A 25,458-nucleotide genomic window follows, 5' to 3' on the forward strand; every position below is an offset into this window, starting at 1 on the left:
CATGACCAGCATCGACCGCAACCAGCAATTGTTTGACCGCGCCGCCCAGGTGATCCCCGGTGGCGTGAACTCTCCCGTGCGCGCCTTCCGCGCCGTGGGTGGCACGCCACGCTTCGTGCAGCGCGCACAAGGTGCCTACTTCTGGGACGCCAACGGCAAGCAGTACATCGACTTCATCGGCTCCTGGGGCCCCATGATCCTGGGCCACGGCCACCCCGCCGTGCTCGAAGCAGTGCAGAAGGCCGCCGTGGACGGTTTCTCCTTCGGCGCCCCGACCGAGCGCGAAGTGGAACTGGCCGAAGCCATCCTGGAGCGCGTACCGAGCATGGACATGGTGCGCCTGGTGAGCTCCGGCACCGAAGCCGGCATGAGCGCCATCCGCCTGGCGCGCGGCGCCACCGGCCGCAGCAAACTCATCAAGTTCGAAGGCTGCTACCACGGTCATGCCGACGCCCTGCTGGTGAAGGCCGGCTCGGGCCTGGCCACCTTCGGCAGCGCCACCAGCGCCGGTGTGCCGCCCGAAGTGGTGCAGCACACCCTGGTGCTGGAGTACAACAACGTCGCGCAACTCGAAGAAGCCTTTGCGCTGCACGGCAAGGACCTGGCCTGCCTGATCATCGAACCGATTGCCGGCAACATGAACTTCGTGCGCGCCTCGGTGCCGTTCATGCAGCGTTGCCGCGAACTCTGCAGCGAGCACGGTGCCCTGCTCATCATGGACGAGGTGATGACGGGTTTTCGCGTGGCCCTGGGCAGCGCCCAGAGCGTTTACGCCAAATCCATTCCCGGCTTCGAGCCCGACCTCACGGTCATGGGCAAGGTCATCGGCGGTGGCATGCCGCTGGCGGCCTTCGGTGGCAAGCGCGCCATCATGCAGCACCTGGCACCGCTGGGTGGCGTGTACCAGGCCGGCACCCTGTCGGGCAATCCGGTGGCCACGGCCTGCGGCTTGGCCACGCTGCAGGAAATCGGAAAGCCCGGCTTCTACGAAGACCTGTCGCGCAAGACCCAGGCCTTCATGTCCGGGCTGCAGGCCGCGGCCGACAAGGCCGGTGTGCCCTTCTGCACCGACAGCGAGGGGGGCATGTTCGGCTTCTTCCTGTTCCCGGAGCTGCCGCAGAACTACGCCAAGGTCATGACCACCGACAACAAGCGCTTCAACACGTTGTTCCACGGCCTGCTGGACCGCGGTGTCTACATTGCCCCGGCACTGTACGAAGCCGGTTTCATGAGCGCTGCCCACACCGATGCCGACATCGCTGCCTCGGTGACAGCGGCAGCCGAAGTTTTTCAATCACTATAATTTTTGTAGCTAAGTACGCAATAAATTTGCGGGCTAACGCTCGATTTTTCTGGTAGCACCGCCCCATGAGTGCCTCTGAAGCCATCCGCTCTGCCGTGGCCGAAGTCACGCAACTGCGTGCGCAGGCCGCGCAAGACCCCGTGCTGCGCAGCACCGTCGCGGCGGTCAAGGCCTTCCAGGCGGCGCGTTTCCGCACCACCTATGGTGACCTGCTGGCCACCGAGCGATTCCGCCCCGCGGTGCTGTTCTTCCTCAACGAACTCTACAGCGACAAGGACTACACCCAGCGCGACGCCCAGTTCGTGCGCATCGCCGGCCCCCTGGAGCGACTGTTCCCGGAATCGGTGGTGGACACGGCTGTATCCATGGCCGAGTTGCATGCCATCACGGAACGCCTGGATGCGGCCATGGCGCGTGCCCTTCTCGCCAGCGGCCCCTTTGCGACGCTGGACAGCGCGCACTACGTCGAGGCCTGGCAAAACGTCGGTCACGCCGACTCCCGCCAATTCCAACTCGCCACCGTGCTGCGCGTCGGCCAGGACCTGACGCAGTTCACGCGCAAGCGCGGGCTGCGCACACTCTTGCGCATGATGCGCCCGGCGGCGCGTGCCGCCGGCCTGGGCGCGCTGCAGAGCTTTCTCGAAGCCGGTTTTGATACCTTCGGCGCCATGACAGCCCAGGGCGATACGGCGCAGGCGTTCCTGGGTTTCATCGCGCAGCGCGAAGGCGCGCTCATCGACACCCTCTTCAGCGCCGATGTGGCAACCAGCGTGCAGGCGCTGGAACGCACGGATTGGTAGCCCCAGGACCGCGACGGCACAAAAAAAACCTGCGCAATCGCTACCAATCCAGTAGCTACTCACGCAGGTTTTACGCGGGCCAGAGGGCAAAATCACCCTCAAAAACGGCTTAGTGGCGGAAGTGGCGCACGCCCGAGAACACCATGGACACGCCGCGCTCGTTGGCAGCGTCAATCACTTCCTGGTCGCGCATGGAACCACCGGGCTGGATGATGCAGGTGGCACCATGGTCCACCACCACGTCCAGTCCGTCGCGGAACGGGAAGAAGGCGTCGCTCGCCACCACCGTGCCCGCCAGGGACAGGTTGGCATGGCCGGCCTTGATTGACGCAATGCGGGCCGAGTCCAGACGGCTCATCTGGCCAGCACCCACGCCCATGGTCATTCCGTTCTTGCAGAACACGATGGCGTTGGACTTGACGTACTTGGCCACGTTCCAGGCGAACAGCAGATCGTTCAATTCGTCCGGGGTCGGCTGCTTGGTGGTTACCACCTTCAGGTCGGCCAGCGTCAGCTCGTGGTTGTCGGCGGTCTGCAGCAGGATGCCCGAGCCGATGCGCTTCATGTCCATGGCGTTGCGACCCTGCTCCCAGGCCGATGCGCCGCCCTTGGGCAGGTCGATCTGCAGGATCCGCACGTTGACCTTGCTCTTGAACACTTCCAGAGCACCAGCAGTGAAGCCAGGGGCCATCAGCACTTCGACGAACTGCTTGGAAATTTGCTGGGCCGCGGCCTCGTCCAGCTCGCAGTTCAGGGCGATGATGCCGCCAAAGGCGCTGGTGGGGTCGGTCTGGAAGGCCTTGCTGTAGACCTCCAGCGCATTGGCGCCCACGGCCACGCCACAGGGGTTGGCGTGCTTGACGATGACGCAGGCGGGGGTGTTGAAGCTCTTCACGCACTCCCAGGCGGCATCGGCGTCGGCGATGTTGTTGTAAGAGAGTTCCTTGCCCTGCAACTGCTTGGCCGTGACCAGCGAGCCGGGCGCAGGGTACAGGTCGCGGTACAGCGCGGCCTGCTGGTGGCTGTTTTCGCCGTAGCGCAGGTCCTGCACCTTGATGAAGCGGCCGTTGCTCTGGCCGGGGAACAGGTCGAGCGTGGGCGCTTCGGCATCCGCCGGGGCATCCTCACCCACCTGCACGGCCGAGAGGTAGTCGCTGATGGCACCGTCGTACTGGCTGATGCGGTTGAACGCAGCCACCGACAGCGCGAACTTGGTCTTGCGCGACACCTGGCCATTGGCCTTGAGTTCGGCAATCACGGTGGCGTACTGCGAGGCGTCGGTCAGCACCGCCACGTCCTTCCAGTTCTTGGCGGCGCTGCGCACCATGGCCGGGCCACCGATGTCGATGTTTTCAATCGCATCTTCCAGCGTGCAGCCTGCCTTGGCCACGGTGGCCTCGAACGGGTACAGGTTCACCACCAGGAAGTCGATGGTATCGATGCTGTGTTCCTTCAGCGCGGCCATGTGCGCGGGCACATCGCGGCGTGCCAGCAGGCCGCCGTGCACGCGCGGGTGCAGGGTCTTGACGCGGCCGTCGAGCATTTCGGGAAAGCCCGTCATCTCGGCCACTTCGGTCACCGGCAGGCCCTTCTCGGCCAGCAGTTTGGCGGTGCCGCCGGTGGACAGGAGTTTGACGCCCTGGGCGTGGAGCGCCTGGGCGAGTTCGACGATGCCGGATTTGTCCGAGACGGAAAGCAGTGCTTGCATGGTGGGAAGCTTCAGAGTTTAAAAATCGGTTGGGGGCGCGCGGTCAGAGCAGTTCGTGGTCGACCAGCTTCTTGCGCAGGGTGTTGCGGTTCAGGCCCAGCCACTGGGCGGCCTTGCTCTGGTTGTTGTCGGCCTGGTGCATCACGAACTGCAGGAGCGGGCGCTCCACGGCGCGCACCAGCATGTCGTGGATGCCATGGGGCTCTTCGCCACCGAGGTCGCGGAAGTAGGTTTCCAGGCTGGAGCGTACGCAGTCTTCCAGGTGCTGCTTGCTCATACGGTGCATTCCTTCATGGTCTCTCGCTCCTCCAGGGCCGTCGCGCCGTGCAGGGCCGGCAGGCGATCGGTGGTGTCATTCATTTGGTCAAAAAAAGTCGCCACGGCGTCGAGCTGCGCAGCAGCCGACTCCAGGGTGTTCATGCGGGCGCGGAAGTCCTCGCCGCCCGGCAATTCGTCCACATACCAGCCGATGTGCTTGCGCGCCGAGCGCACGCCGGTGTACTCGCCATAGAGCGCATAGTGGTCGTGCAGGTGCTCGATCAGCCAACGCTTGACCTCCAGCACCAGCGGCGGTGCCAAATGGCTTCCGGTGGCCAGGAAGTGCGCGACCTCGCGGAAGATCCAGGGCCGCCCCTGCGCAGCGCGGCCGATCATCACCGCGTCGGCCCCGGTGGCGCGCAGCACGGCTTGGGCCTTTTCCGGGGAGTCGATGTCACCATTGGCCACTACCGGAATGCGCAGCGCGGCCTTCACCGCAGCAATGGTGTCGTACTCGGCCTGGCCGCGGTAGCCCTGGTCGCGCGTGCGGCCATGCACCGTCACCATCTGAACCCCGGCGCTCTCCGCGCCACGCGCCAGCACCAGCGCGTTCTTTTCGGTCTCGCACCAGCCGGTGCGCATCTTCAGGGTAACGGGCACACCATGCGGCGCGCAGGCCGCCACCACGGCGTCGACAATTTCCAAGGCCAGCGGCTCGTTCTGCATCAAGGCTGAGCCGGCCCATTTGTTGCACACCTTCTTGGCCGGGCAGCCCATGTTGATGTCGATGATCTGGGCGCCACGGTCGATGTTGTAGCGGGCGGCGTCGGCCATCATGGGCGCGTCGGTGCCGGCAATCTGCACCGCAATCGGGCCGGGTTCACCCTCGTGGTTGGCCCGGCGCGAGGTCTTGAGGCTGGCCTGCAGGTCCGGGCGCGAGGTCACCATCTCGCTCACGGCATAACCGGCACCGAGTTGCTTGCACAACTGGCGGAAAGGCCGGTCCGTCACGCCGGCCATGGGCGCAACAAACAGGGAATTCGCCAGCGCGAATGGGCCGATCTGCATGGACGGTGTCGAGGAGAAGGTGGGGGACAAAAATGCCCCAGGGAATTTGGGGCTGTGCCGATTTTACCTGCCCAAAATTTCAGCAATTGAAATCCGGCCACTGAACGCTGCAATCACCCAGTCCGCGCGGGGCCACGGGCTTCCGATACAGTGCACCCCCATGGACTCCTGGATCGCTCCCCTGCTGGAATTTCTGGCCGTGCCGCAAGCCAGCCTGGGCGCCATTTTCGTCATTGCCTTCCTTTCGGCCACGCTGCTGCCCATGGGTTCGGAGCCGGTGGTCTTTGGCGTGGTGCAGCTGCACCCCGAACTGTTCTGGAGCGCCGTGCTGGTGGCCACGCTGGGCAATACCCTCGGTGGTGCGCTGGACTGGTGGATGGGCTACGGTGCCCACCGCGTGGCCGACAAGTACACCCACCAGCGCTTTCATGCCCGCGCGCTGGACTGGCTGCGCTCGTTGGGCCCCAAGGCCTGCCTGCTGTCGTGGCTACCGCTGGTGGGCGACCCGCTGTGTGCCGTGGCAGGCTGGCTGCGGTTGCCGTTCTGGCCCTGCCTGGTCTATATGGCCATCGGCAAATTCGCCCGCTACGTCCTCATGACGGCCGCACTGACGGGCCTGTTTCGTTGGTGGAGCTGATCGCCGCTCATTCGGCGGCGAAAGTCACCACATGCTCGACATCGGCACGGATGCCGATGCAGTCTCCCACCGCATGGTCATGGTGCGAAGGGATGAGCGCCAGCACCTGCGCTCCACTGGCCAATTCCAGCGTACACAGGAACTCGGCCCCCCGGAAGGCGCGGCGCACGATACGGGCCTGCACCGGCGACTGGTCGTCGTGCACGATGTCGTCGGCGCGCAGCAGCAGCTGGCAGGCGCCGTCCGGGTAGGCCTCGGGCAGGGGGCAGTTGCGTGGATCCTGCAGTGGCCCCACGGGGGTTTGCACCACCACACCATCCCCCTGACGCACGATGCGTGCCGGCAGGAACACCCCGTGGCCAATGAAGTCGGCCACGAAGCGGGTGGCCGGGCGGTGGTAGAGCGAGAACGCATCGTCCCACTGGTGCAGGTGCCCTTCCTGCATGACCCCGATCGCGTCGCCCACGGCAAAGGCCTCGTTCTGGTCATGGGTCACGAACAGGGCCGTGGCACCGGCAGCTTTCAGAATGTCGCGCACTTCGTGGGCCAGGCGTTCGCGCAGTTCCACGTCCAGATTGGAAAACGGTTCGTCCAGCAGCAAGAGTTCCGGCGCTGGCGCCAAGGCGCGCGCCAGCGCCACCCGTTGCTGCTGGCCACCCGAGAGTTCGTGCGGCATGCGCCGCGCCAGATCCGACAATCCCACGCGCTGCAGGCACTCCGACACCCGCTCACTGCGCTGCGCGGCCGGGCGGCCATGCAGTCCGAAGCCCACGTTGTCCGCCACGCTCAAATGGGGAAACAGCGCGTAGTCCTGGAACACCATGCCCACCCGGCCGTGTGGGGCGCCATCCGCGCTGGAAAGCTCCCGCTGGTTCAGCCACACCGAGCCGCCACTGGGCGCTTCCAGCCCCGCAATGGCGCGCAGCAAGGTGGTCTTGCCACAGCCGGAGGGACCGATCAGCACACCGATGTCGCCCTCGGCCAGGGTCAGGGACACCTCGTGGACAGCGGGGCGTGCCGCGCCGGGATAGCGCACACTGAGTTGGCGGACTTGCAAGGACATGCAGCGATTCTAAGTGCCTACAATTCTCATTTACCTTCCGCGCCACACCCATGATTGCCCCAACCGCCCCGATCCGCCGCCCCCTCGCCCCAGGCGGCAGTCTGCGCGGCACCGCCGTCCTGCTGTGGCTGCTGGGGGCGGGCCTGGCACTTCCGCTGCTCGCCATCGCAGCCAGTTGGCTGCAGCTGGATGCGGCGGGCTGGCAGACGCTGCGCGATCTGGGAGACACGGTGCTTCCGCGCTATGCACTGACCTCGCTGTGGCTGTGCCTGGGCGTTGGTCTGGGCGTGGCCGTAGTGGGCACCGGCGCGGCCGTGGCCGTAACCGTGTTTGACTTCCGCGGGCGGCGCGGCTTCGAATGGCTGTTGCTGCTGCCACTGGCCGTGCCCCCCTATGTGGTGGCGTACGGCTACACCGACTTCCTGCAATACGCAGGCCCGGTACAGACGGCGCTGCGCACGCTGCTCGGGCGCGAAGGCGCCATGCTGCCGGAGGTGCGCAGCCTGGGCGGCGCCATCTGGGTGCTGACTTTCACGCTCTACCCCTATGTGTACCTGTTGGCGCGCACCGCACTGGCCGAGCGTGCGACCAGCTTGCTCGAAGCCGCCCGGCTGCTGGGCGCCTCCGGCACCCGCACGCTGTGGCAAGTGGCCCTGCCCCTGGCGCGTCCGGCCATCACGGCGGGCGTGGCGCTGGCCCTCATGGAAACGCTGGCCGACTACGGGGTGGTCAGCTATTTCGGCGTGCAGAGCTTCACCGCCGGCATCTACAAGGCCTGGCTGGTGTTTGACGACCGCTACGCCGCCGCGCAGTTGGCCACGGTGCTGCTGCTGTGCGTAGCCGCCTTCCTGGCCTGGGAGCAGCGCGCACAACAGCGCCTGCGTTTCAGTACGCGCCAGGGCGGCCCTGGCGCGCGTAGCGGCCACGCCGTGCGGCTGCACGGCCGCCGGGCACTGCTGGCCTGGCTGGTGTGCGGCCTGCCGGTGGTGGCGGGCTTTGTGGCGCCGGTGCTGTTCATGTTGCGCCCGCTGCTGGGCGAGTGGACGACGCTGCCCTGGGCGCCCTTTGCGTCCTGGGCCTTGAACAGCCTGCGGCTGGCCGCGCTGACCGCGGTGCTGGCCAGCGGGGTCGCGCTGGGGCTTGGTCTGCTGGTGCGCGTGCAACCCAGCGGCTCCGGCCCTTGGCTGGCACGCATCGTCGGCCTGGGGTATGCAGTACCGGGCGCGGTGGTGGTGGTGGGCCTGCTGCTGCCGCTGGGCTGGGTGCAGGCCTGGTGGCCCACCAGCCCCCTGGGTGCCTTGCTTACGGCCACCAGTTTCGGGCTGGTCTGGGCCTATCTCGTGCGCTTTGTGTCGGTGGCCCTGCAGTCGGTGCACAGCGGCTACAGCCGGGTGCCGCGCAGTCTCGACGAGTCGGCCCGGCTGCTGGGTTGTACCGGCTGGGCCCTGCTGTGGCGGGTGCACGCACCACTGCTGCGCCGCCCCCTGGCCGCGGCCCTGCTGCTGGTGTTCGTGGACGTGATGAAGGAGCTACCGGCCACGCTGGTGCTGCGGCCCTTCAACAGCGACACGCTGGCCGTCATGGCCTACCAACTGGCACGCGACGAACGCCTGGGCGAAGCGGCATTGCCCGCACTGGCGCTGGTGCTGGTGGGGCTGGTACCGGTCATCCTGCTCAGCCGCACCCTGCGGCGGCCGGCCTGAGCGACTGAAGCCCCTTCCATTCGCTATGGTTTTGGAAGCTTGCAGCGCAATATCTGCGCGGGCTTCAGGCCAATTTGCCCATGAAAAAGGCCGATCCGCCTTGCTCGGCGAATCGGCCTGGGAGCGCGCTGTGCCGCCGCTTACTTGAATCCCACCTGGTCGAGCATGCGCTGGATCTTCACCTGGTTCATGCCGACAGCACTTACCGGAATCAGCTCGCTCTTGAAGCTGCCGCCCGACATGGCCTGCAGCGCCGGGTTGTCGAGCTTCACGCCCTTGGCCACCGGCCATTCGTTGTTGCCGTTGGCGAAGTGGTTCTGTGCCTGGGCGCTGACGAGGTATTCCAGGAACTTGACCGCGTTGTCGCGGTTCTTGGCGTTGCGGGCCACGCCGCCGCCGGCCACGTTCACGTGGGTTCCGCTGCCGGCCTGGTCGGGAAACACCACGCCGACTTTCTCGGCCACGGCGCGGTCATCGGGATTGGTCGAACGCATCAGGCGCGCCATGTAGTAGCTGTTGGTCACGGCAATGGCGCATTCGCCACTGGCCACGCCCTTGATCTGGTCGGTGTCGCCGCCCTTGGGCGCGCGCGCCAGGTTGGCCACCAGTCCGCTGAGCCAGTTCTGGGTCTTTTCCGTGCCCCAATGCTCCAGCATGGCGCCGAACAGGCTCAGGTTGTAGGGGTGCGAGCCGCTGCGAATGCAGAGCTTGCCCTTGTTCTGGGGCGCTGCAAGTTTCTCGTAGGTGTCCACGTCGCTGCGGGCGACCTTTTGCTTGTCGTACACCACGATGCGGGCCCGGGTGGACAAGCCGAACCAGGCGCTGCCTTCGGGCGTGGCCTTGGCGCGCAGGTGTTCCGGAATCGCATCTTCCAGCACCTTGGACTTGACCGGCTGGAACAGCCCATCGACTTCGGCACGCCACAGGCGCGAGGCGTCCACCAGCAGCACCAGGTCGGCGGGCGAGGCCGCGCCCTCGGCCTTCAGGCGCGCCAGGATGCCGGCGTCGTCCGCATCGACACGGTTGATCTTGATGCCGGTGGCCTGGGTAAAGCCGCTGTACAGGGCCTCGTCGGTCGGGTAGTGGCGCGCCGAGTAGAGGTTGAGCTCATTGCTCTGGGCCAGGACGTTGCCGGCCAGGCCTGCCGTGAGGCACACACCGGTGATGAGGGAAGTGAAACGCATGCACATTGCTCCAAGAAAGGGGAATGGCACGAGTTTATCGCAAATGCGACTAATTCCTATTTGCCTTAAATCAAGAATGGCTTCTCAACAACACCAGCACCGTCCCGCCCACCGTCATGGCCGCTCCCCACCAGGCGCCGCGCGCGGGGGCACGGCCCATGGTGAGCCAGAGCAGCGGCAACACCAGCACCGGCGACACGGACGAGAGGATGCCGACCATGCCGACTTCGCCATGGCGCAAGGCCAGCAGGATCAGGCTCATGCCCAGCCCCATGCCGATGGCGCCACTGAGCAGCACCAGGCCCAGCACCCGCGGCGTCATCGTGCCCTGGGCGCGCGCCAGCCCGACACCCGACCAGAGCAGCAGCAGGTGGGCCAGGCAGGTGACACCCACCCGCACCACCATGGCGGCCATCGGGTCCACACCAGCCGCCATCACCGGTTTCGCAATGAACGAGCCGCCCGCCTGGCACAGCGCCGCCAGCAACCCGAGCGCGACGCCCGTGGGCCAATGGCCCTGCAGGCTTTCGAACGCATGCGACTCGTCCTTGCGCGCTCCCCAGGCGATGGCCGTCATGACGCCCGCCACGATGAGCACGCCGCCCACCAGGGCCTGTGCGCCCATGCGTTCGTCCAGAAACAGGAAACCCAGCACGGCACTGAAAAAGGCGTGGGTGGCAAACAGCACCCCGGTACGGCGCGGCCCGAGGCGGTTCATGGACGCAAACAACGCCGTGTCGCCGATGAAGATGCCCACCAGCCCGCTCAAGACCAGAATGCCCAGTTGCACCAGCGAGAGTTGCTGCAAGCCACCGGACAGCCAGGCCACCGGGGCCAGCGCCAGGAAGACCAGCCCCATGCGCCAGCGCGTGAACGCAAAGGCGCCGAGATGGCGCGATTGGGGCGCGGAAATCAGCCCGGTGACGGCCCAGCAAGCGGCCGCGCCAAGCGCCAGCCAGTCGTAGGCGATCGTCACGCAGGTGGGCGCGGCGAACGCGGGGTTCGCTTGCGGTGCATCAGGAGCTGAACAGGAAGTTCATCACGTCGCCATCCTTGACGACATAGTCCTTGCCTTCGGCGCGCATCTTGCCCGCGTCCTTGGCGCCCTGTTCACCCTTGAAGGCAATGAAGTCGTCGAACGCAATGGTCTGGGCCCGGATGTAGCCCTTCTCGAAGTCGGTGTGGATCACCCCTGCGGCCTGCGGGCCGGTGTCGCCGACATGGATGGTCCAGGCGCGCACTTCCTTCACACCGGCGGTGAAATAGGTCTGCAATCCCAAGAGACTGTAGGCGCTGCGGATCAGGCGGTTCAGGCCGGGTTCGCTCTGGCCCAGTTCCTTCAGGAACTCCAGTCGGTCGGCATCGTCCATCTCCGACAACTCGGCCTCGATCTTGGCGCAGATGGCCACCACGGGCGCGTTCTGGGCCTTGGCAAACGCGGTGAGGCGGTCCAGTAGCGGGTTGTTCTCGAAGCCATCTTCGGAGACGTTGGCCACGAACATGGCGGGCTTGGCCGTGATGAGGAAGAACTGCTTGAGCTGGGCCTGCTCTTCCTTGCTGAAGTCGATGGTGCGCACGGGCTTGCCTTCGTTGAGCGCTGCCAGGCACTTGTCAAGCAGGGCCACCTGCTTCTGGGCTTCCTTGTCACCGGCGCGGGCCGGCTTGGAGACACGGGCGTGGGCTTTCTCCACGGCAGCCAGGTCAGCCAGGCACAGCTCGGTCTGGATGACCTCGATGTCGGCAATCGGGTCGACCTTGCCGGCCACGTGCACCACGTTGTCGTCCTCGAAGCAGCGCACCACGTTCACGGTGGCGTCGGTCTCGCGGATGTGGGCCAGGAACTTGTTGCCCAGGCCTTCGCCTGTGCTGGCGCCAGCCACCAGGCCGGCAATGTCCACGAACTCCACAATGGCCGGGACCACGCGCTCGGGCTTGACGATCTCGGCCAGCTGCGCCAGACGCGGATCGGGAACCTCCACCACCCCCACGTTGGGCTCGATGGTGCAGAAGGGGTAATTCTCCGCAGCGATGCCGGCCTTGGTCAGGGCGTTGAAAAGGGTGGATTTACCCACATTGGGCAGGCCTACAATGCCGCACTTCAAACTCATAAAAACCTCACGAATACGAGGGGACAAGTGTATGACATCCTGTGTGGCGCGCCTGCTTCTGGCCGCTGCCTGCCTCCTGGGGCTGGCGGGGCCGTCGGCGTGGGCACAGCCACCGCGGGCCATCGTGCTGAGCGCCGACACACCGTCCTTCACGCTTGCGGACGAGGTACAGAGCTGGCTTGAACCCGGCAGCGCCAGCAGCATCGAGCAAGTCTCGGCGCGGCCGGACAGTTTCCAGACGGTACCGGCCCTGCACCGGGAAGCACTGACGAGCACGGACACCTTGTGGCTGCGGCTGCGATTGGTCCGCAGCATCGATGCGCCTGCGCAATGGACGCTGAACCTGCCTCTGCCCTTTGTCGACGACGTCCAGCTGTTCCAACGCGATGCGCAGGGGCGCTGGCAGCGCCAGCAGGCCGGCGACACGCTGCTGCAATCGGCCTGGAGCCTTCGCGGCCCCTACCCCGACTTCATTCTGGACCTGCCGGGCACGCAGGAACACGAGGTCTACCTGCGCGTGCGCAATTTCAAGCACCTCAGCATCCCGATCCGGGTGGCCAGCTGGGATACACGCGCGTTCCAGCGCCTGACGGAGTTCGTAAGCCTGGGGCTGTTGCTGGGCGTGCTGGCGGTGCTGGTGGTGCTGTCACTGATCCGCTATGCCGAACACCGCAGCCCGTCCGATCTGGCGGCTTCCGCATTCAGCTTCCTGGTGCTGATGACGGTGGCCCAGATCAACGGCATCCTGAACATGCTGGTCTGGCTGCCTTGGCCGCGCGTCGGCGACTATGCCAACAGTGTGCTGCCCGTGCTTGCCGTGGGCGCGTCCCTGTTGTTCGTGCGCATGCTCTATGCGATTTCGACCCACTTTTCGCGCTATGACCGCTTCCTGCGCGGAGTAGGAATAGTCACCATCGCATCGACACTGACCTACGCCATTGACCGCGTGGCCGCTGACAAGATCGGCGCCATGGTGCTGCTGGTGGCGACAACCACCGGCCTGATCGCAACGTTTCTCAGCTGGCGCAGCAACTCACGCATCTGGTACTGGCTGATGGCCGCCTATGTGCCGCAGTACCTGTGCCTGCTGCGTCTCATGTGCGAGGCGCTGGGGTGGCTGCCCAACTGGTGGGAAATGCGTTATTTCCTGTCACTCAGCGTCGCGCTGTCGGTACCGGTGCTGGTCTATGCCCTGAGCCGGGCCACCCACGACCGCAAGGAACTGCAGTCCCGTGCACGCCACCTGCCCACCCAAGATGCCCTGACCGGGCTGCTGACGCGAGAAGCGTTCGCCACGGAGCTGGAAAAGGCCCATGAGCGCGTGGCCAGCGGCGGCGAGCGCATTGCGCTGGTCGTGGTCAAGGTCGTCAACTACCAGCACATCCGCAAGGGGCTGGGAGACCCTCTGGCGGAGAACTGCCTGTTGCGCGCCGTGGTCAAGCTGCACCGCATCCTGCGCGACATGGACCCCGCGGGTCGCCTTGCGGCCGATGAATTCGGCCTGATCCTGGACGGTGTGATGACCCGCCAGGCTTTGACCGAACGCCTGGTGCAGCTCATCGGCTCCGGGTTGATCCCCCTGCCTGGCTTGCACCCGCCGGTCACACTGCAGTTCCATGCCGCCTGCTTGCTGATGCATGAGTACCTGCTGGAGCCGACGCAAGCCCTGCAGGAACTGGAAACCATGCTCGAAGGCATGTCCAGCCACACGCGCCGGCCGATCCGCCATTTGGAGCCCCCCCAGACCATGCCCGCATCCCTGGCAGACAGCAGCACAACGCCATGAGCTCCATCCATCCATTCGCGCCTTACCGCTGCTGGCACGCCCTGCGCCGGTGGGTGATGCCGCTGCTGGTGCTGCTGTGGGGCCTGCAGGGTATGGCGGCTACGCCGGTGATCACACTCAGCGGCGACACCGCAGCGTTCACGGTGGACGGCACGGTGGACGTACTGGCAGAGACCGGGCCCACGTCGGGCCTGCTGCCCGTCATGCGTGGGGCGCGTGGCACTTTTGTGGAGAAGCCCGCCGACGAACGCTTTGCCCTGGGGCCGGAGCGCGCCATCTGGATCCACCTGCGGGTGCAGCGCGGTGCCGACACACCTGCGGACTGGTCGCTCAATGTACCCTTGCCCTACATTGACTCCCTGGAGCTCTACGTTGTCGACAGCCATGGTGCCGTGCAGACCCAGAAAGCCGGCGACACCCTGGCCTTGCGCCACTGGGACTACCCTTCGGTCTACCCCGATTTCCGTCTGTTCCTGCGCGATACCCGCCCCGTCGACCTCTACCTGCGCGCCAGCAACTACCGCGACATCGAGATCCCGCTGAGACTGTCCACGGGTGCCGAGCGCGAGCAGCAACGCACGTTGGAGCTGGTGTTCTGCGGCACCATGCTGGGCAGTCTGCTGATGCTCTTCACCTGGTGTGGCCTGCGATACTGGGAAACCCACGAAACCACCGAAGCCTGGTACCTGGTGTACACCGTGCTCATGGCCCTGGTCAGCGCGCAGGCCATGGGCTTGGCCAACCAGTGGTTCTGGCCCTATACGCCAGGATGGGCCAACTACGCCTCGGTAGTACTGCCGCTGATGGGGGTGGGTGCGAGCACGCTGTTCCTGCGTACCGTCAGCGCCACGGACGTCCGTCACCCGGTACTGGACAAGGTCCTGCTCTGGTTCGGCGCGGCCAGTGCGGCCCTGATCCTCATGGAGTGGGCCCTGCGCCGCGACGTGGCCGCCCAGCTCCACGGCATCTATTTCCTGCTGGGCCCGCTGCTGGCCGTGTTTGCCACGCTGCGGATCTGGCGCGATGGCAGCCCGCTCGGCCCCTGGCTGTTTGCCGCCTACGCCCCCCAGGGTCTGGCGGTACTCTACATGGCGGCTCAGATGCTGCACCTGTTTCCGGTGGCATGGCAGTCCCGCTACTACATGATCTTTGCCGTCACGCTGTCGATTCCGCTGCTGCTGCATGCCCTGACCCTGCGCATCAGCCAGCGTCTGAACATCCGCGGGCGCGCCCGGGTGTCCGACACCCAGGACGCCTTGACCGGCCTGCTGGTGCGCGAGCGGTTCATGGACCACGTGCAGCACGCTGTGCACCGCGCGTCCTACGACCGCCTACCGGGCGCCATCGTGGTCATCGAAGTTGCCAACTACCAGCACATCCAGGCGCAACTGGGCCTGACGGTGGCCGAGCAGTGCCTGCTGCGCGGCGTGGTCAAACTGCACCGCGTGCTGCGCGACGTCGACCCGGCCGGGCGGCTGGACATCGCCCGCTTCGGCGTGGTGCTGGACGGCGTTGGCAGCCGTGACGCGGTCAACGAACGCATGGTCAGCCTGATTGCCTCCGGCCTGATCCCGCTGCCCGGGCTGCACCCGGAGGTGACCCTGCACTTCCACGTCGCTGCCGTCGTGCTCGACGAAGTTCACCCGGATCCACGCACCGTGATCGACGAGCTGTGCGATCTGCTCGATGGCATTGCGCCGCGCAGCCGACGCCCGATCCGCTTCCTGGAGGCGCCCACCACGCTGCCTGCTCCACTCGAGCGCGACTCCGACTTCGATCCGCCCGAAGCCGAACTGGTCGAAACGCCGCCTATGGCGCGACCGCCCGCACCCAGCCAGCCCCCGCGACCGCTGACACCCATGCCGAAACTGGCCTCGCGCACTGACACCACATCATCGAATCCCGCCTTTGACCCCACGGTTCCCGCTGCGTTGGACGAGCGCCCCTGACCCCTCCTGTGCGGGCTCCTACAATGGGGCCATGGCTTCCCCTTTCGACATCTGTATCCGTGGCGGCGGCATCGTCGGCCGCACCCTGGCGCTGCATCTGGCGGCCAAGCGGTTGCGCGTGGCGCTGCTGGCGGCCCCGCCCTCCACGACCCAGGGGCCCGATGTACGCGCCTACGCGCTCAACACGGCGTCGCGCCGACTGCTCGACGCCGTGCGCTGCTGGCCCGACGAGACCCATGCCACCCCCGTGACCCGCATGCAGGTGCATGGCGACGACGGCGCGCAAGTGCAGTTCAGCGCCGCGCAGCAGGACGTGGCCGCACTGAACTGGATCGTCGATGTGCCGGCGCTGGAACGCTTGCTCGCGGAAGCCGTGCGCTTCCAGCCACAAATCGAGGTGGTTTCCGAGCCAGTGCCTGCCACGCTGACCGTGGTCTGCGAAGGCCGCTACAGCGCCACCCGCGAGGAATTCGGCGTGGCGTTCGACACTGCGCCCTACGGCCAGCACGCCTTGGCCACGCGCGTCGTGTCGGTCTTGCCCCATGAGCAGACCGCCCGCCAATGGTTCGGCCCCGAGGGCGAGATCCTGGCCTTCTTGCCGCTGGGTGGACCGCAGGGTAAGGAATACGCCATCGTCTGGTCCGTCAGCCCCGAGCGTTGCCGCGAGCTGCTGGCGCTGGATGACACCGCTTTCTGCGAAGCGCTGCAGAACGCCAGCCACCACGAACCGGGCAGCCTGCAGCTCAGCGGCCCACGCGCCAGCTGGATGCTGCAGCACGCCCTGGCGCAGCGCTGGAGCGGCCAGAGGCCGAACGGCGCCTGGGTGCTGGCCGGTGACGCCGCCCACAACGTGCACCCCTTGGCCGGACAGGGCCTGAACCTGGGCCTGGGCGACGTGGCCGAGCTGGTGCAGGTGCTCGACACCCGCCCCTACTGGCGCAGCGTGGGTGACCCCAAGCTGCTGCGCGCCTACGAACGGGCCCGCAAAGCCGACTTCGCCCTGGTCGGCGGCTCGGGCGACGGTATCCAGCGCCTCTTCACCCATCCCCACCCCGCCGCACAGGCCTTGCGCAATGCGGGAATGCAAGGCTTCAACAGCCTCACCCCGATCAAGAAATGGGTGGCACGCCGGGCCATGGGCCTGCCGACGCTGCCCTGACACCCCTTACCGGAGACCCGAATGAAATTTCTACCCGCATTGGCCGCAGCAGCAGCCCTCTACGCCTGCGCAGCCGTAGCCTCCGCCCAGGACGCGCAGATCAAGAAAAACATCGACACCCACCTGCCCCAACTGCAAGGCGTGCAGGAAGTGCGCAAGACCCCGATTCCCGGCATCTTCGAAATACGCGTCCAGGACTCGGAGATCTACTACACCGATGCCAAGGGGGAGTTCCTGATTCAGGGCCAGGTCTATGACCTGAAGAACAAGCGCAACCTGACCAAGGAACGCGAGGACAAGCTCACGGCCGTCAACTGGGACAGCCTGCCGGTCAAGGACGCCATCACCTTCACGCGCGGCAACGGCGCACGCAAGCTCGCGGTGTTTGCCGACCCGAACTGTGGCTACTGCAAGAAGTTCGAGCGCGACCTGCTCAAGGTCGACAACATCACCGTGCACGTGTTCCAGATCGGCATCCTGGCGCCCGACTCCAAGACCAAGAACCGCGCCATCTGGTGCGCCCGCGACAAGGGCCAGGCTTGGCTGGACTGGATGGTCAAGGGTGCCCAACCCGCAGAGGCCGCGGCCATGTGCGACTCTTCAGCCGTGACGCGCAACGAAGCCTTCGCCAAGAAAAACAAGATCAACAGCACCCCCACGCTGCTGTTCGAGGACGGCAGCCGCACGGCCGGAGCGATTCCCATGGAAGAGCTGGAACAGCAGTTCGCCAGCATCAAGAAGTAATTGCAACGCTACTCATTTCATAGCTGCCTGCACAATGAATACGCGGGCTGGAGCCAAAATTGAGCACCAAGAAGCACACTGGCACCGCACCGGTGCAGTACCAGGTGGAGTGCGCCGACCTGCACGCCCACCTCTACGCCGTCACCATGACGGTCGAAGCCCCCAACGCGATGCAGACCCTGCGCCTGCCGGTATGGATTCCCGGCAGCTACATGGTGCGCGAGTTCTCCAAGCATGTGCAGGAGCTGCAGGCCCGCCAGGGCGGCAAACCGGTGGCACTGCAGCAATTGGACAAGTGCAGCTGGCAGGTCGCTTGCCAGCCCGGCGCGCCGCTGACGCTGCAGTACCGCGTCTACGCGTTTGACAACTCGGTACGCACCGCTTGGCTCGACAGTGCGCGCGGCTTCTTCAACGGCACCAGCCTGCTGCTGCGCGCCGAAGGGCTCGAAGACCAGCCGCACACACTGGACGTGGTGGCGCCCGACACGGCACCGCGCTGGAAGCTGGCCACGGGCCTCGCACCGCACAAGGTGGACCGCCAGGGCTTTGGCCGCTATACGGCGCCCGACTACCACGCGTTGATCGACTGCCCGGTGGAGATGGGCGACTTCTGGAGCGGCAGCTTCACGGCCCACGGCGTGCCCCACCGCTTTGTCGTGGCTGGGGCAGCTCCGGGCTTTGACGGTGAGCGGCTGCTGGCCGACACGCAGAAGATCTGCGAAGCGCAGATCGACTTCTGGCATGGCAAACGCTCCGAAAATGGAAGCGCATCACGCAGCAAGGAAGCAGGCTACCGCCCGATTCCATTCCAAGGCTACACCTTCCTGCTCAACGCCGTGGGCGACGGCTACGGCGGGCTGGAGCACCGCAATTCGACCGCACTGATCTGCCAGCGCGCCGACCTGCCGCGCAAGGCCTCGGTACTCGATGCAAAGACCGCGTCGGCCACCAAGAGCGAGGGCTACACCACGCTCCTGGGCCTCATCAGCCACGAGTACTTCCACAGCTGGAACGTCAAACAGCTGCGCCCGGCCGAATTCGCCCGCTTCGACTACCAGCAGGAGAACTACACCGAGCTGCTGTGGTTCTTCGAGGGCTTCACCAGCTACTACGACGACCTGTTCCTGCGCCGTGCCGGTCTGATCGACGACGCCACCTACCTGAAGCTGCTGACCAAGACGCTGCAGCAGGTGGCGCAGACGCCGGGGCAGCAGGTACAGAGCGTGGCCCAGGCCAGTTTCGACGCCTGGGTGAAGTACTACCGCCAGGACGAGAACACGCCCAATGCCACCATCAGCTACTACACCAAGGGCTCGCTCGTGGCCCTGTGCCTGGACCTGACGCTGCGCACCGAAGGCCACACCACGCTCGATGATGTGATGCGCGCGCTGTGGGAGCGCACGGCAGGCGGCCCGCTGGCCGAGGCCGACGTGGCGGCCGTGCTGCAGCAACTCGGTGGCCGCAGCTTCGCCAAGGAACTGCGCCAGTGGGTGCACGGCACCAAGGCGCTGCCCTGCACCACGCTGCTGGCCGGATTCGGCGTGGAAGACAAGCCCGAGGCCGTGGCGTTGGACCAGCGCCTGGGCCTGCGCACCAAGCCAGCCGCCGGTGTGATGGTGCGCCAGGTGCTGCGCGGCGGTGCGGCGGAAGCCGCCGGCTTCTGCGCCGGAGACGAATGGCTGGCCGTGGCCCCGAAATCGCGCCCGGACGACCTGTGGCGCCTGTCCGCGCTCGCCGACCTGCCGCTGTACGCCAGCGAACGCGACCTCATCGCCCTGGTGCACCGTGACCGGCGCGTGCTCAAGCTGCCCCTGCGTCTGCCTCCTGACGCCACCCAGCCGCGCCTGACCCTCAAGGACAGCGCCGCCTTGCACCGCTGGCTGGAAGACGCTGCGCATGCGCCGGCCACCCCACCCGCACGCCGTGCGCGCAAGAAAACCTGAACCCCATTTTCCCTGGAGAACGCCATGAACTACGAATGCATCCTCACCCGCGTAGAAGCCGAAAAGGTCGGCATCATCACGCTCAATCGCCCCAAGGCGCTCAACGCGCTGAACGACCAGCTGATGGACGAACTGGGCCACGCACTCAAGGCCTTCGATGCCGACCCCGCCATCGGCTGCATGGTCATCACCGGCAGCGAAAAGGCCTTTGCGGCCGGAGCCGACATCACGGCCATGGCGAAGTTCAGCTTCGCGGATGCCTACCGCGGCAACTTCATCACCCGCAACTGGGAAACCATCCTCACCATCCGCAAGCCTGTCATCGCTGCGGTCAGCGGCTTTGCCCTGGGCGGTGGCTGCGAGCTGGCCATGATGTGCGACTTCATCATCGCCGCCGACACGGCCAAGTTCGGCCAGCCCGAGATCAAGCTCGGCATCATCCCCGGTGCCGGGGGTACCCAGCGCCTGCCGCGCGCCGTGGGCAAGGCCAAGGCCATGGACATGGCCCTGACCGGTCGCATGATGGGCGCCGAGGAAGCCGAGCGTGCCGGGCTGGTGGCCCGCGTGGTGGCCGCCGACAAGCTGCAGGACGAAGCCCTGGGTGCCGCGCTGCAGATCTGTGACTTCTCGCAGATAGCCACCATGGCCACCAAGGAAGCCGTGAACAAGGCCTTCGAGAGCAGCCTCTCCGACGGTCTGGGCTTCGAGCGCCGCCTGTTCCACGCCCTGTTTGCCACCGAAGACCAGAAGGAAGGCATGGACGCTTTCGTGAACAAGCGCAAGGCCGAGTTCAAGCACCGCTGACAGCCCTGTCCCCCGGGCCGGTGCGCCCGGCTTGACGCAGGCCCCAATTTTTTGGCTATAATTGCGGTCTTTGCTAGGTCGTATAGCTCAGTTGGTTAGAGCGCAGCATTCATAATGCTGATGTCCCAGGTTCAAGTCCCGGTACGACCACCACTCTTAAAAGCCAGCTCTCCCCTAGGAAGCTGGCTTTTTTCATGTAGTCAATACGTAACCGACAGCACATTATCGAGTCTGCTTGCCGCAGCTTGCAAGCCTTCAGGCGCCAAATGTGCATAGCGCTCGACCATGGATTGCGACTTCCAGCCACCCAGGCGCTGGAGTTCATAGGTAGGTGTTCCGGCCTGCCGATGCCACGTGGCAAAGGTGTGGCGCAGGTCGTGCCACCGGAAATCCTCGATCCCTGCCCGCTTCAAAGCGGCATACCACGCCGTATTGCTGGTCTGAACCATGGCTTGGCCCTCGTACGTGAAAACGTAGGTAGGGTGATCGCCCTTGCGCTTCTCCAGCACCTGCATAGCTGCATCGTTCAACGGCACGGAGTGCGGAGCGCCGTTTTTGTGGTCTTTGGCAGCAACCCACAAGTGCCGCCGCTCTAGGCTCACCTGCGACCATTTGAGCTGCGTCACATTGGAACGGCGCAGGCCGGTAGCAACGGAGAACAGGGCCATGTCCGCCAAGTGGGGCGGCAGCTCGCGCAGCAGCCGTGCGAACTCTTCGCGGGTCAGCGACCGGATACGCCCTCCCCCTTGCTTGTACATGCCGACCTTGGGCACCCGCTCGATCCACTCCCATTCGTTGCAAGCCTTGTTCAGAACGGCCCGTATCAGTGCCATGTTGCGATTCACTGTGGGCAACTTCACCACCTTGGCGCGTTTGGCCCGTATCGCATCCAGCAACGCCCGGTCTATGTCATCCAGGACTTTCCCCCCTAGTAGGGGGTGGAGCAGTGCCAATGTCCGTTTGTCGTTCTCATGGTTGCGATTGGCGCAGGTCTCCAGCAACCATTTTTCGACAGCATCGTCCCAGGTGCGTTTGGGCTTCAGATCGAGTTTGTCCAAATCCCACCGCTCTGCCTTGATCTTGTCGTGTAGCTGCTGTGCCTGCCGTTTGTTGGCTGTGCCCGACGAAATTTGCAGGGGCTTCAGCTCCCCCTTGATCGCAGGGAAACGCATCCAGTAGAAAGGGGAATCCTTACGCTTGTAAAGGCTCATAAACCACCCCCATTCCGCCCGGAGGACTGGCGTTTTGCCCGCTCTATTGCAGCCCCCGACGTTGCTGACACCCCCACAAACTCAAGCCACTCAACTGCTTGGGCAGCACATGGATGTGCGCCTTGTTGCTGTTGAAGCTTGGCAAGAACAAGTAGCACCCGCGCATATTCCGCCGTACCTTCCAGCAACTCCAAATGATCAATCGCACTCATACCGGCACCCCCTGCATACTGCGATCAAGCATTGAGGGATTGCGCTTCACGTGGTACGAAAACGGGTCTATGCGGGACGGATAGCCCGGACGCATGAGCGTTTCCACAACCTCGGCATAGTCGCCGCCGTACACGTCCAACATCAGGGTAACCATGCGGCCACAGGCGCGTTTGGCGTTCTCGACCGCTGTGTCGTAGGCGATCTGCGCCCCCTTGGCGATGGTCTTGATTACCGATTGCACTTCAGCCAGGAAGGCCATGCACGGATAAGCCCCGGCGAGGTAGTGTCCTGGCCGTGTGAGTATGTCCAGAGGGATGACGCGATCCTGTGCACGCCATTCGACTTCAAAGCGTGTCCAACGGCTGATGGCCTCGCCAAGCTGCTTTCCCTTCTCGTAGATGCGTGCGTACTTGCCACTTTCTCGATTGCCTATTGCCAGGGTGCGGCCCTTAGTGGAGCCGTCCCCCTCCAGCCAGTCCCCCATGCACGTATGGCTGGGCCTGCGACCACCAGCCGTAAACCCATCGTCCTGATACTGCTGCACCGCCCATGCAATGGACAGCACTTTGCCGTCGTAGTCGTCATATGCAACGTCTGCGCGTTTGAGCTGCGCCCGGCTTTCCCCCAGCCAATCATGCAAGCCCTGCCAGTCGCGCACCATGGCGCACCCTTTGCCCATGAGGCTGAAAAACACGCGTCCGCGCTGAGACTCGCCTCCCCACGCAATGACGCCTGCACCATCCCCGAAGCGGGCCGAGAACTTGAAGCCGAAGAGGCCACGGCGATGCTCCAACGACTCAATATCTATGAAGCGCCGCATGTTGGCGATGACCCACGGATACGACTCTTCATCGGGTGGCACGACTGAAAAGGCCATGGCATCAATGAAGGCCGCAGAGGGGTCGCGGGACTCGTCAGGGAGCAGATGGCGCACAACTTTTACACCGTGTGAACCTTGTGCCACGAGTTGAACCGCCTCCCCGGATTCTTCATCCACAGGCCAACGGCTTTTAGGGAACTTTCTCCCCGTAGTTACTACACGGGGCGCGACCTCGACCGCTGCGCCGCTCGTGCGAGCTGAAGCTACGCCCGGCGTCGCAGCGCTGCGGGCCGCTTCGCTGATGCCCGCGCGCGCTACGTCGCCGGACTTATTTACGTCATTGGAAACAAACATACGAACTCCGCAAAAGGGGGTTCGCATTAGCAATTTAGACATGCAGCAGCGAACCCGGTTAAAGGGATTCGCAAAAGCATTGTTTCTTTGTGGGAAGCATCAGCCCAATGCCGCAGCAGGCTACTCGACGCGTTGTGTCACCCGGGCGATTTTCTGACCGGGACGCCATACCCGTTATTTGCAATTGCAATGCTATGCGAACCGCTCGAACTACGTAAAGAAAAATTGGCGTAGTCAGTCGGGTGCTGTGTCGTCTACGCTACGAAAAGACAAGTGCACCCTTCCCGTGTTCTCGTCACGCGTAGCAATGCACTTCATGTTTGGTTGAGCCATCAACATGCGCACCATGGGATCAGCAGATAGCTTTGCCTTGATGCGATCAATCTCCGACTGTGGGATTGGCTTCAAGCTGGACGGTTTCGCGCTCTTCTTCATTGCAACACCTCGCCACCAATGCAAGATGGTTGATCAAGGCGCGAAAGTACTGCCAAGGCTTGCCACGTTTGGCGTTCGCGGCACACACAGTCATCGTGCAAACGGTGATCTGTTGCGCTTCGCTGCATGGGGGGCATACCCCCCATTCCCCCGTTCAACGACTCAAACACTCCCGAGCCGAGCGCTTCCAAATAGCGGACTACATCGGGCGACACGCCATGGTGATCAACCGAAAATTGTGCGATATCCACCAACCATGCACATGCCGCAACTGTTCTCTCTTGTGCCTCGATAGAAGGCGTGAAATTTTCAAGATTCATACGTAACTCCGACGTTGTAAAAACCACTAAAAACGTCGGTTTCGTACTGACTTCCCCCTCTGAAGCACTGTCAGAGGCGGATTCATAATGCTGATGTCCCAGGTTCAAGTCCCGGTACGACCACCAAATAACGGAAAAGCCGCTGATTCGAAAGAGTCAGCGGCTTTTTTCTTGGCTACGCCCTGCCTGTAGGCAAGGCGCCTCTTCGCGGTTGCACCGCGCATGTCGGGGCGCAGGCTCCAGACGCACAGTCATGAACGAAATTCATGGCCGTTCATGAACATACTTCATTTGCGTGCATGGCCATGAATCCCTACCATGCAACTCCTGATGCGCCCGCCTTGTGCGGCGCCCACACCCAAGCAGGGCCCCAAGCCGGTCCGCACACCACTTCCAAATCCATTGCCAGGAGAACCATGCATGGGCGCGAACAAGAAAGTCTGGATTGCATTCAGCGTACTGATCATCGGGTTTCTCGCCACCGGAGCGTTCGTCTGGAAACGCTACATACGCACGCCCTGGGATGAGGAGCACGCCTACACCAAGGGCTTGCAAGCAGTCGTCTATGCGTTCCCCTACGTGCTCAACAGCTCCGTGCGCTGGGCGTGGTCACAGCCGCAGAAAGAGGGGGAGCCGGTCGTCGCGCCGACCGATGCCATCAACCATTTCTTCCACTCGCCACGCCTGACCGGACCGCAGTACCGGGATGGTGGCACACCGAACAATGACACCGCCTACTCCACCACCTGGGCCTATGTCGAAAAGGAGCCGCTGGTCATCAGCGTCCCCGAGGTGGGCAACCTACCAGGAACCCAGAAGCCGCGCTATTACAGCCTGCAACTGGCAGCCTTCGACTCCGACAATTTTGCCTACATCGGCACCCGCACCACGGGCAATGGAGCCGGCCACTATGCCATTGCCCCCAAGGGCTGGCATGGGAAGCTGCCGGCCAACGTGAAGTTGCTGGCGGAGGCTCCCACTCCCTGGTTCCTCATACTGGGCCGCACCCTGGTCACCAGCAACGACGACTTTCCGGCCGTGGCGGCCTTGATGCGCCAGTACGACCTGCAAACGCTGAGTGATTTCGAGAACAAGGTCCATCGTCGCCCGCCGGCCCCGCCGCTGACACCGGTGCCGCATTACAAGAAGGAACAACTGGCGCTGCTCGGCAATTTCTGGTCGATCGCCAATGCCGCCATGACGGCCAATCCACCCGGCGATGAGGACGCCCGTCTGATGCGCTTCTTCCGTGACATCGAAGTCGGGCCGGGTCGCGATCTCTCCCGGCTTAGCGAAGGCATGGTGCGTGGCTTGGACCGCGCAGTGCTACGGGGTCTGACGATGCTGCCGGAAGTCAACCAGACCAGCTTCGGAACCAAGTCGGTCAACGGCTGGAAGTACCCGCCGCGGGACTATGGCCGCGCAGGCACCCATGGCGCCTGGCTCACGCGTGCTTCGCTGCAGTCGCTCGGAGGCATCGTCGCCAATGACCCGGAAGAGGCGGTGTACATCGTGGCCCATGCCGACTCGGCCGGGCAACTGCTCGATGGAAAGTCGAATTACCGCATTGACTTTCCGAAAGGCCAGATTCCCCCGGTGCAGGCGTTCTGGTCCATGAGCCTGTATGACAACACCAACAACCTGGTCGACAACCCGCTGAACCGCTATTCGCTAGGCGACCGCAGTCCGGGTCTGGTGTTCAACCCGGACGGCAGTCTGACGCTCTACGTGGGCCATGAATTGCCGCAGGGCGCTGCCCAAAGCAACTGGCTGCCCGCGCCGGCCGAGGAGTTCTACCTGGTGCTGCGCGCCTACCTGCCCGGCAAGTCCATCGTGGACCAGGTGTGGGAGCCGCCGGCGGTGGTGCGCCAATAGGCACTCGGGGGCA

22 protein-coding genes and 1 tRNA gene are annotated in these 25,458 nt (G+C 64.7%); 12 read left to right on the forward strand and 11 right to left on the reverse strand.

Going from position 1 to position 25,458, the window contains the following annotated elements; translation table 11 throughout:
- Position 1: 1 nt before the first annotated feature.
- Positions 2-1,303 carry a glutamate-1-semialdehyde 2,1-aminomutase gene (hemL, locus tag RQP54_RS02390; RefSeq protein ID WP_315676572.1) on the forward strand — a complete coding sequence of 434 codons (1,302 nt, stop codon included), beginning with the start codon at positions 2-4 and terminating at the stop codon, positions 1,301-1,303.
- Between the two features lie 65 nt (positions 1,304-1,368).
- Complete coding sequence (locus tag RQP54_RS02395; RefSeq protein ID WP_315676573.1) at positions 1,369-2,103, forward strand: FFLEELY motif protein; 735 nt, start codon at positions 1,369-1,371, stop codon at positions 2,101-2,103.
- 109 nt (positions 2,104-2,212) lie between these two features.
- Here RQP54_RS02395 and purH read toward each other — a convergent pair whose 3' ends face one another.
- From purH to dusB, 3 genes are read right to left on the reverse strand one after another with little or no spacing between them, the layout of a single operon-like run.
- A complete protein-coding gene (gene purH, locus RQP54_RS02400) occupies positions 2,213-3,811 on the reverse strand; it encodes a bifunctional phosphoribosylaminoimidazolecarboxamide formyltransferase/IMP cyclohydrolase (protein WP_315676574.1) in 1,599 nt (532 codons plus the stop codon).
- Positions 3,812-3,854: 43 nt separating this feature from the next.
- Positions 3,855-4,088 carry a helix-turn-helix domain-containing protein gene (locus tag RQP54_RS02405; RefSeq protein WP_315676575.1) on the reverse strand — a complete coding sequence of 78 codons (234 nt, stop codon included), beginning with the start codon at positions 4,086-4,088 and terminating at the stop codon, positions 3,855-3,857.
- On the reverse strand, positions 4,085-5,137 hold the full coding sequence (dusB, locus tag RQP54_RS02410) for a tRNA dihydrouridine synthase DusB (RefSeq protein ID WP_315676576.1): 1,053 nt from the start codon (positions 5,135-5,137) through the stop codon (positions 4,085-4,087). The genes RQP54_RS02405 and dusB overlap by 4 nt, the downstream gene beginning before the upstream one ends.
- 160 nt (positions 5,138-5,297) lie before the next feature.
- Here dusB and RQP54_RS02415 point away from each other — a divergent pair, with 160 nt between their 5' ends.
- A complete protein-coding gene (locus RQP54_RS02415; protein WP_315676577.1) occupies positions 5,298-5,774 on the forward strand; it encodes a YqaA family protein in 477 nt (158 codons plus the stop codon).
- A 7-nt stretch (positions 5,775-5,781) separates the two neighbouring features.
- Here the strand turns inward: RQP54_RS02415 and RQP54_RS02420 are convergent, their stop codons facing one another.
- Positions 5,782-6,837 (reverse strand): ABC transporter ATP-binding protein, encoded by a 1,056-nt coding sequence (locus tag RQP54_RS02420; RefSeq protein ID WP_315676578.1) that lies wholly within the window; start codon positions 6,835-6,837, stop codon positions 5,782-5,784.
- Between the two features lie 50 nt (positions 6,838-6,887).
- Between RQP54_RS02420 and RQP54_RS02425 the strand changes: the two genes are divergently transcribed.
- Entirely contained in the window at positions 6,888-8,540 is a 1,653-nt protein-coding gene (locus RQP54_RS02425; RefSeq protein WP_315676579.1) for an iron ABC transporter permease, read from the forward strand.
- A 140-nt stretch (positions 8,541-8,680) separates the two neighbouring features.
- Here the strand turns inward: RQP54_RS02425 and RQP54_RS02430 are convergent, their stop codons facing one another.
- The 3 genes from RQP54_RS02430 to ychF form a co-directional block, all read right to left on the reverse strand.
- Entirely contained in the window at positions 8,681-9,724 is a 1,044-nt protein-coding gene (locus RQP54_RS02430) for an extracellular solute-binding protein (protein ID WP_315676580.1), read from the reverse strand.
- A gap of 70 nt (positions 9,725-9,794) precedes the next feature.
- Complete coding sequence (locus tag RQP54_RS02435; protein ID WP_315676581.1) at positions 9,795-10,700, reverse strand: DMT family transporter; 906 nt, start codon at positions 10,698-10,700, stop codon at positions 9,795-9,797.
- 40 nt (positions 10,701-10,740) lie between these two features.
- On the reverse strand, positions 10,741-11,832 hold the full coding sequence (gene ychF / locus RQP54_RS02440) for a redox-regulated ATPase YchF (RefSeq protein ID WP_315676582.1): 1,092 nt from the start codon (positions 11,830-11,832) through the stop codon (positions 10,741-10,743).
- Between the two features lie 31 nt (positions 11,833-11,863).
- Here ychF and RQP54_RS02445 point away from each other — a divergent pair, with 31 nt between their 5' ends.
- From RQP54_RS02445 to RQP54_RS02475, 7 genes are all read left to right on the forward strand, one after another.
- Complete coding sequence (locus RQP54_RS02445) at positions 11,864-13,618, forward strand: 7TM-DISM domain-containing protein (RefSeq protein ID WP_315676583.1); 1,755 nt, start codon at positions 11,864-11,866, stop codon at positions 13,616-13,618.
- Complete coding sequence (locus RQP54_RS02450; protein WP_315676584.1) at positions 13,615-15,567, forward strand: 7TM diverse intracellular signaling domain-containing protein; 1,953 nt, start codon at positions 13,615-13,617, stop codon at positions 15,565-15,567. Before RQP54_RS02445 ends, RQP54_RS02450 begins: the two co-directional genes overlap by 4 nt.
- 31 nt (positions 15,568-15,598) lie before the next feature.
- Positions 15,599-16,726, forward strand: coding sequence for an FAD-dependent monooxygenase (locus RQP54_RS02455; RefSeq protein WP_315676585.1), 1,128 nt, complete (start codon positions 15,599-15,601; stop codon positions 16,724-16,726).
- A gap of 21 nt (positions 16,727-16,747) precedes the next feature.
- Positions 16,748-17,470: a DsbC family protein gene (locus RQP54_RS02460; protein WP_315676586.1), complete on the forward strand. Its 723-nt coding sequence runs from the start codon at positions 16,748-16,750 to the stop codon at positions 17,468-17,470.
- A 59-nt stretch (positions 17,471-17,529) separates the two neighbouring features.
- Positions 17,530-19,413: a peptidase M61 gene (locus RQP54_RS02465; RefSeq protein WP_315676587.1), complete on the forward strand. Its 1,884-nt coding sequence runs from the start codon at positions 17,530-17,532 to the stop codon at positions 19,411-19,413.
- A 24-nt stretch (positions 19,414-19,437) separates the two neighbouring features.
- Positions 19,438-20,217 (forward strand): enoyl-CoA hydratase, encoded by a 780-nt coding sequence (locus RQP54_RS02470; RefSeq protein ID WP_315676588.1) that lies wholly within the window; start codon positions 19,438-19,440, stop codon positions 20,215-20,217.
- Positions 20,218-20,293: 76 nt separating this feature from the next.
- Positions 20,294-20,370 (forward strand) — tRNA-Met (locus RQP54_RS02475).
- 47 nt (positions 20,371-20,417) lie between these two features.
- Here RQP54_RS02475 and RQP54_RS02480 read toward each other — a convergent pair.
- From RQP54_RS02480 to RQP54_RS02495, 4 genes are all read right to left on the reverse strand, one after another.
- Positions 20,418-21,428 carry a site-specific integrase gene (locus RQP54_RS02480; RefSeq protein ID WP_315676589.1) on the reverse strand — a complete coding sequence of 337 codons (1,011 nt, stop codon included), beginning with the start codon at positions 21,426-21,428 and terminating at the stop codon, positions 20,418-20,420.
- Positions 21,425-21,640 (reverse strand): hypothetical protein, encoded by a 216-nt coding sequence (locus RQP54_RS02485; RefSeq protein ID WP_315676590.1) that lies wholly within the window; start codon positions 21,638-21,640, stop codon positions 21,425-21,427. The genes RQP54_RS02480 and RQP54_RS02485 overlap by 4 nt, the downstream gene beginning before the upstream one ends.
- On the reverse strand, positions 21,637-22,815 hold the full coding sequence (locus tag RQP54_RS02490) for a replication initiation factor domain-containing protein (RefSeq protein ID WP_315676591.1): 1,179 nt from the start codon (positions 22,813-22,815) through the stop codon (positions 21,637-21,639). Before RQP54_RS02490 ends, RQP54_RS02485 begins: the two co-directional genes overlap by 4 nt.
- Before the next feature lie 431 nt (positions 22,816-23,246).
- A complete protein-coding gene (locus RQP54_RS02495) occupies positions 23,247-23,570 on the reverse strand; it encodes a hypothetical protein (RefSeq protein WP_315676592.1) in 324 nt (107 codons plus the stop codon).
- Between the two features lie 420 nt (positions 23,571-23,990).
- Here RQP54_RS02495 and RQP54_RS02500 point away from each other — a divergent pair, with 420 nt between their 5' ends.
- Positions 23,991-25,445, forward strand: coding sequence for a DUF1254 domain-containing protein (locus RQP54_RS02500; RefSeq protein WP_315676593.1), 1,455 nt, complete (start codon positions 23,991-23,993; stop codon positions 25,443-25,445).
- Positions 25,446-25,458: the final 13 nt, after the last annotated feature.

The sequence above is a fragment of the Curvibacter sp. APW13 genome (genome assembly GCF_032337135.1).
Classification (GTDB): domain Bacteria; phylum Pseudomonadota; class Gammaproteobacteria; order Burkholderiales; family Burkholderiaceae_C; genus Allorhodoferax.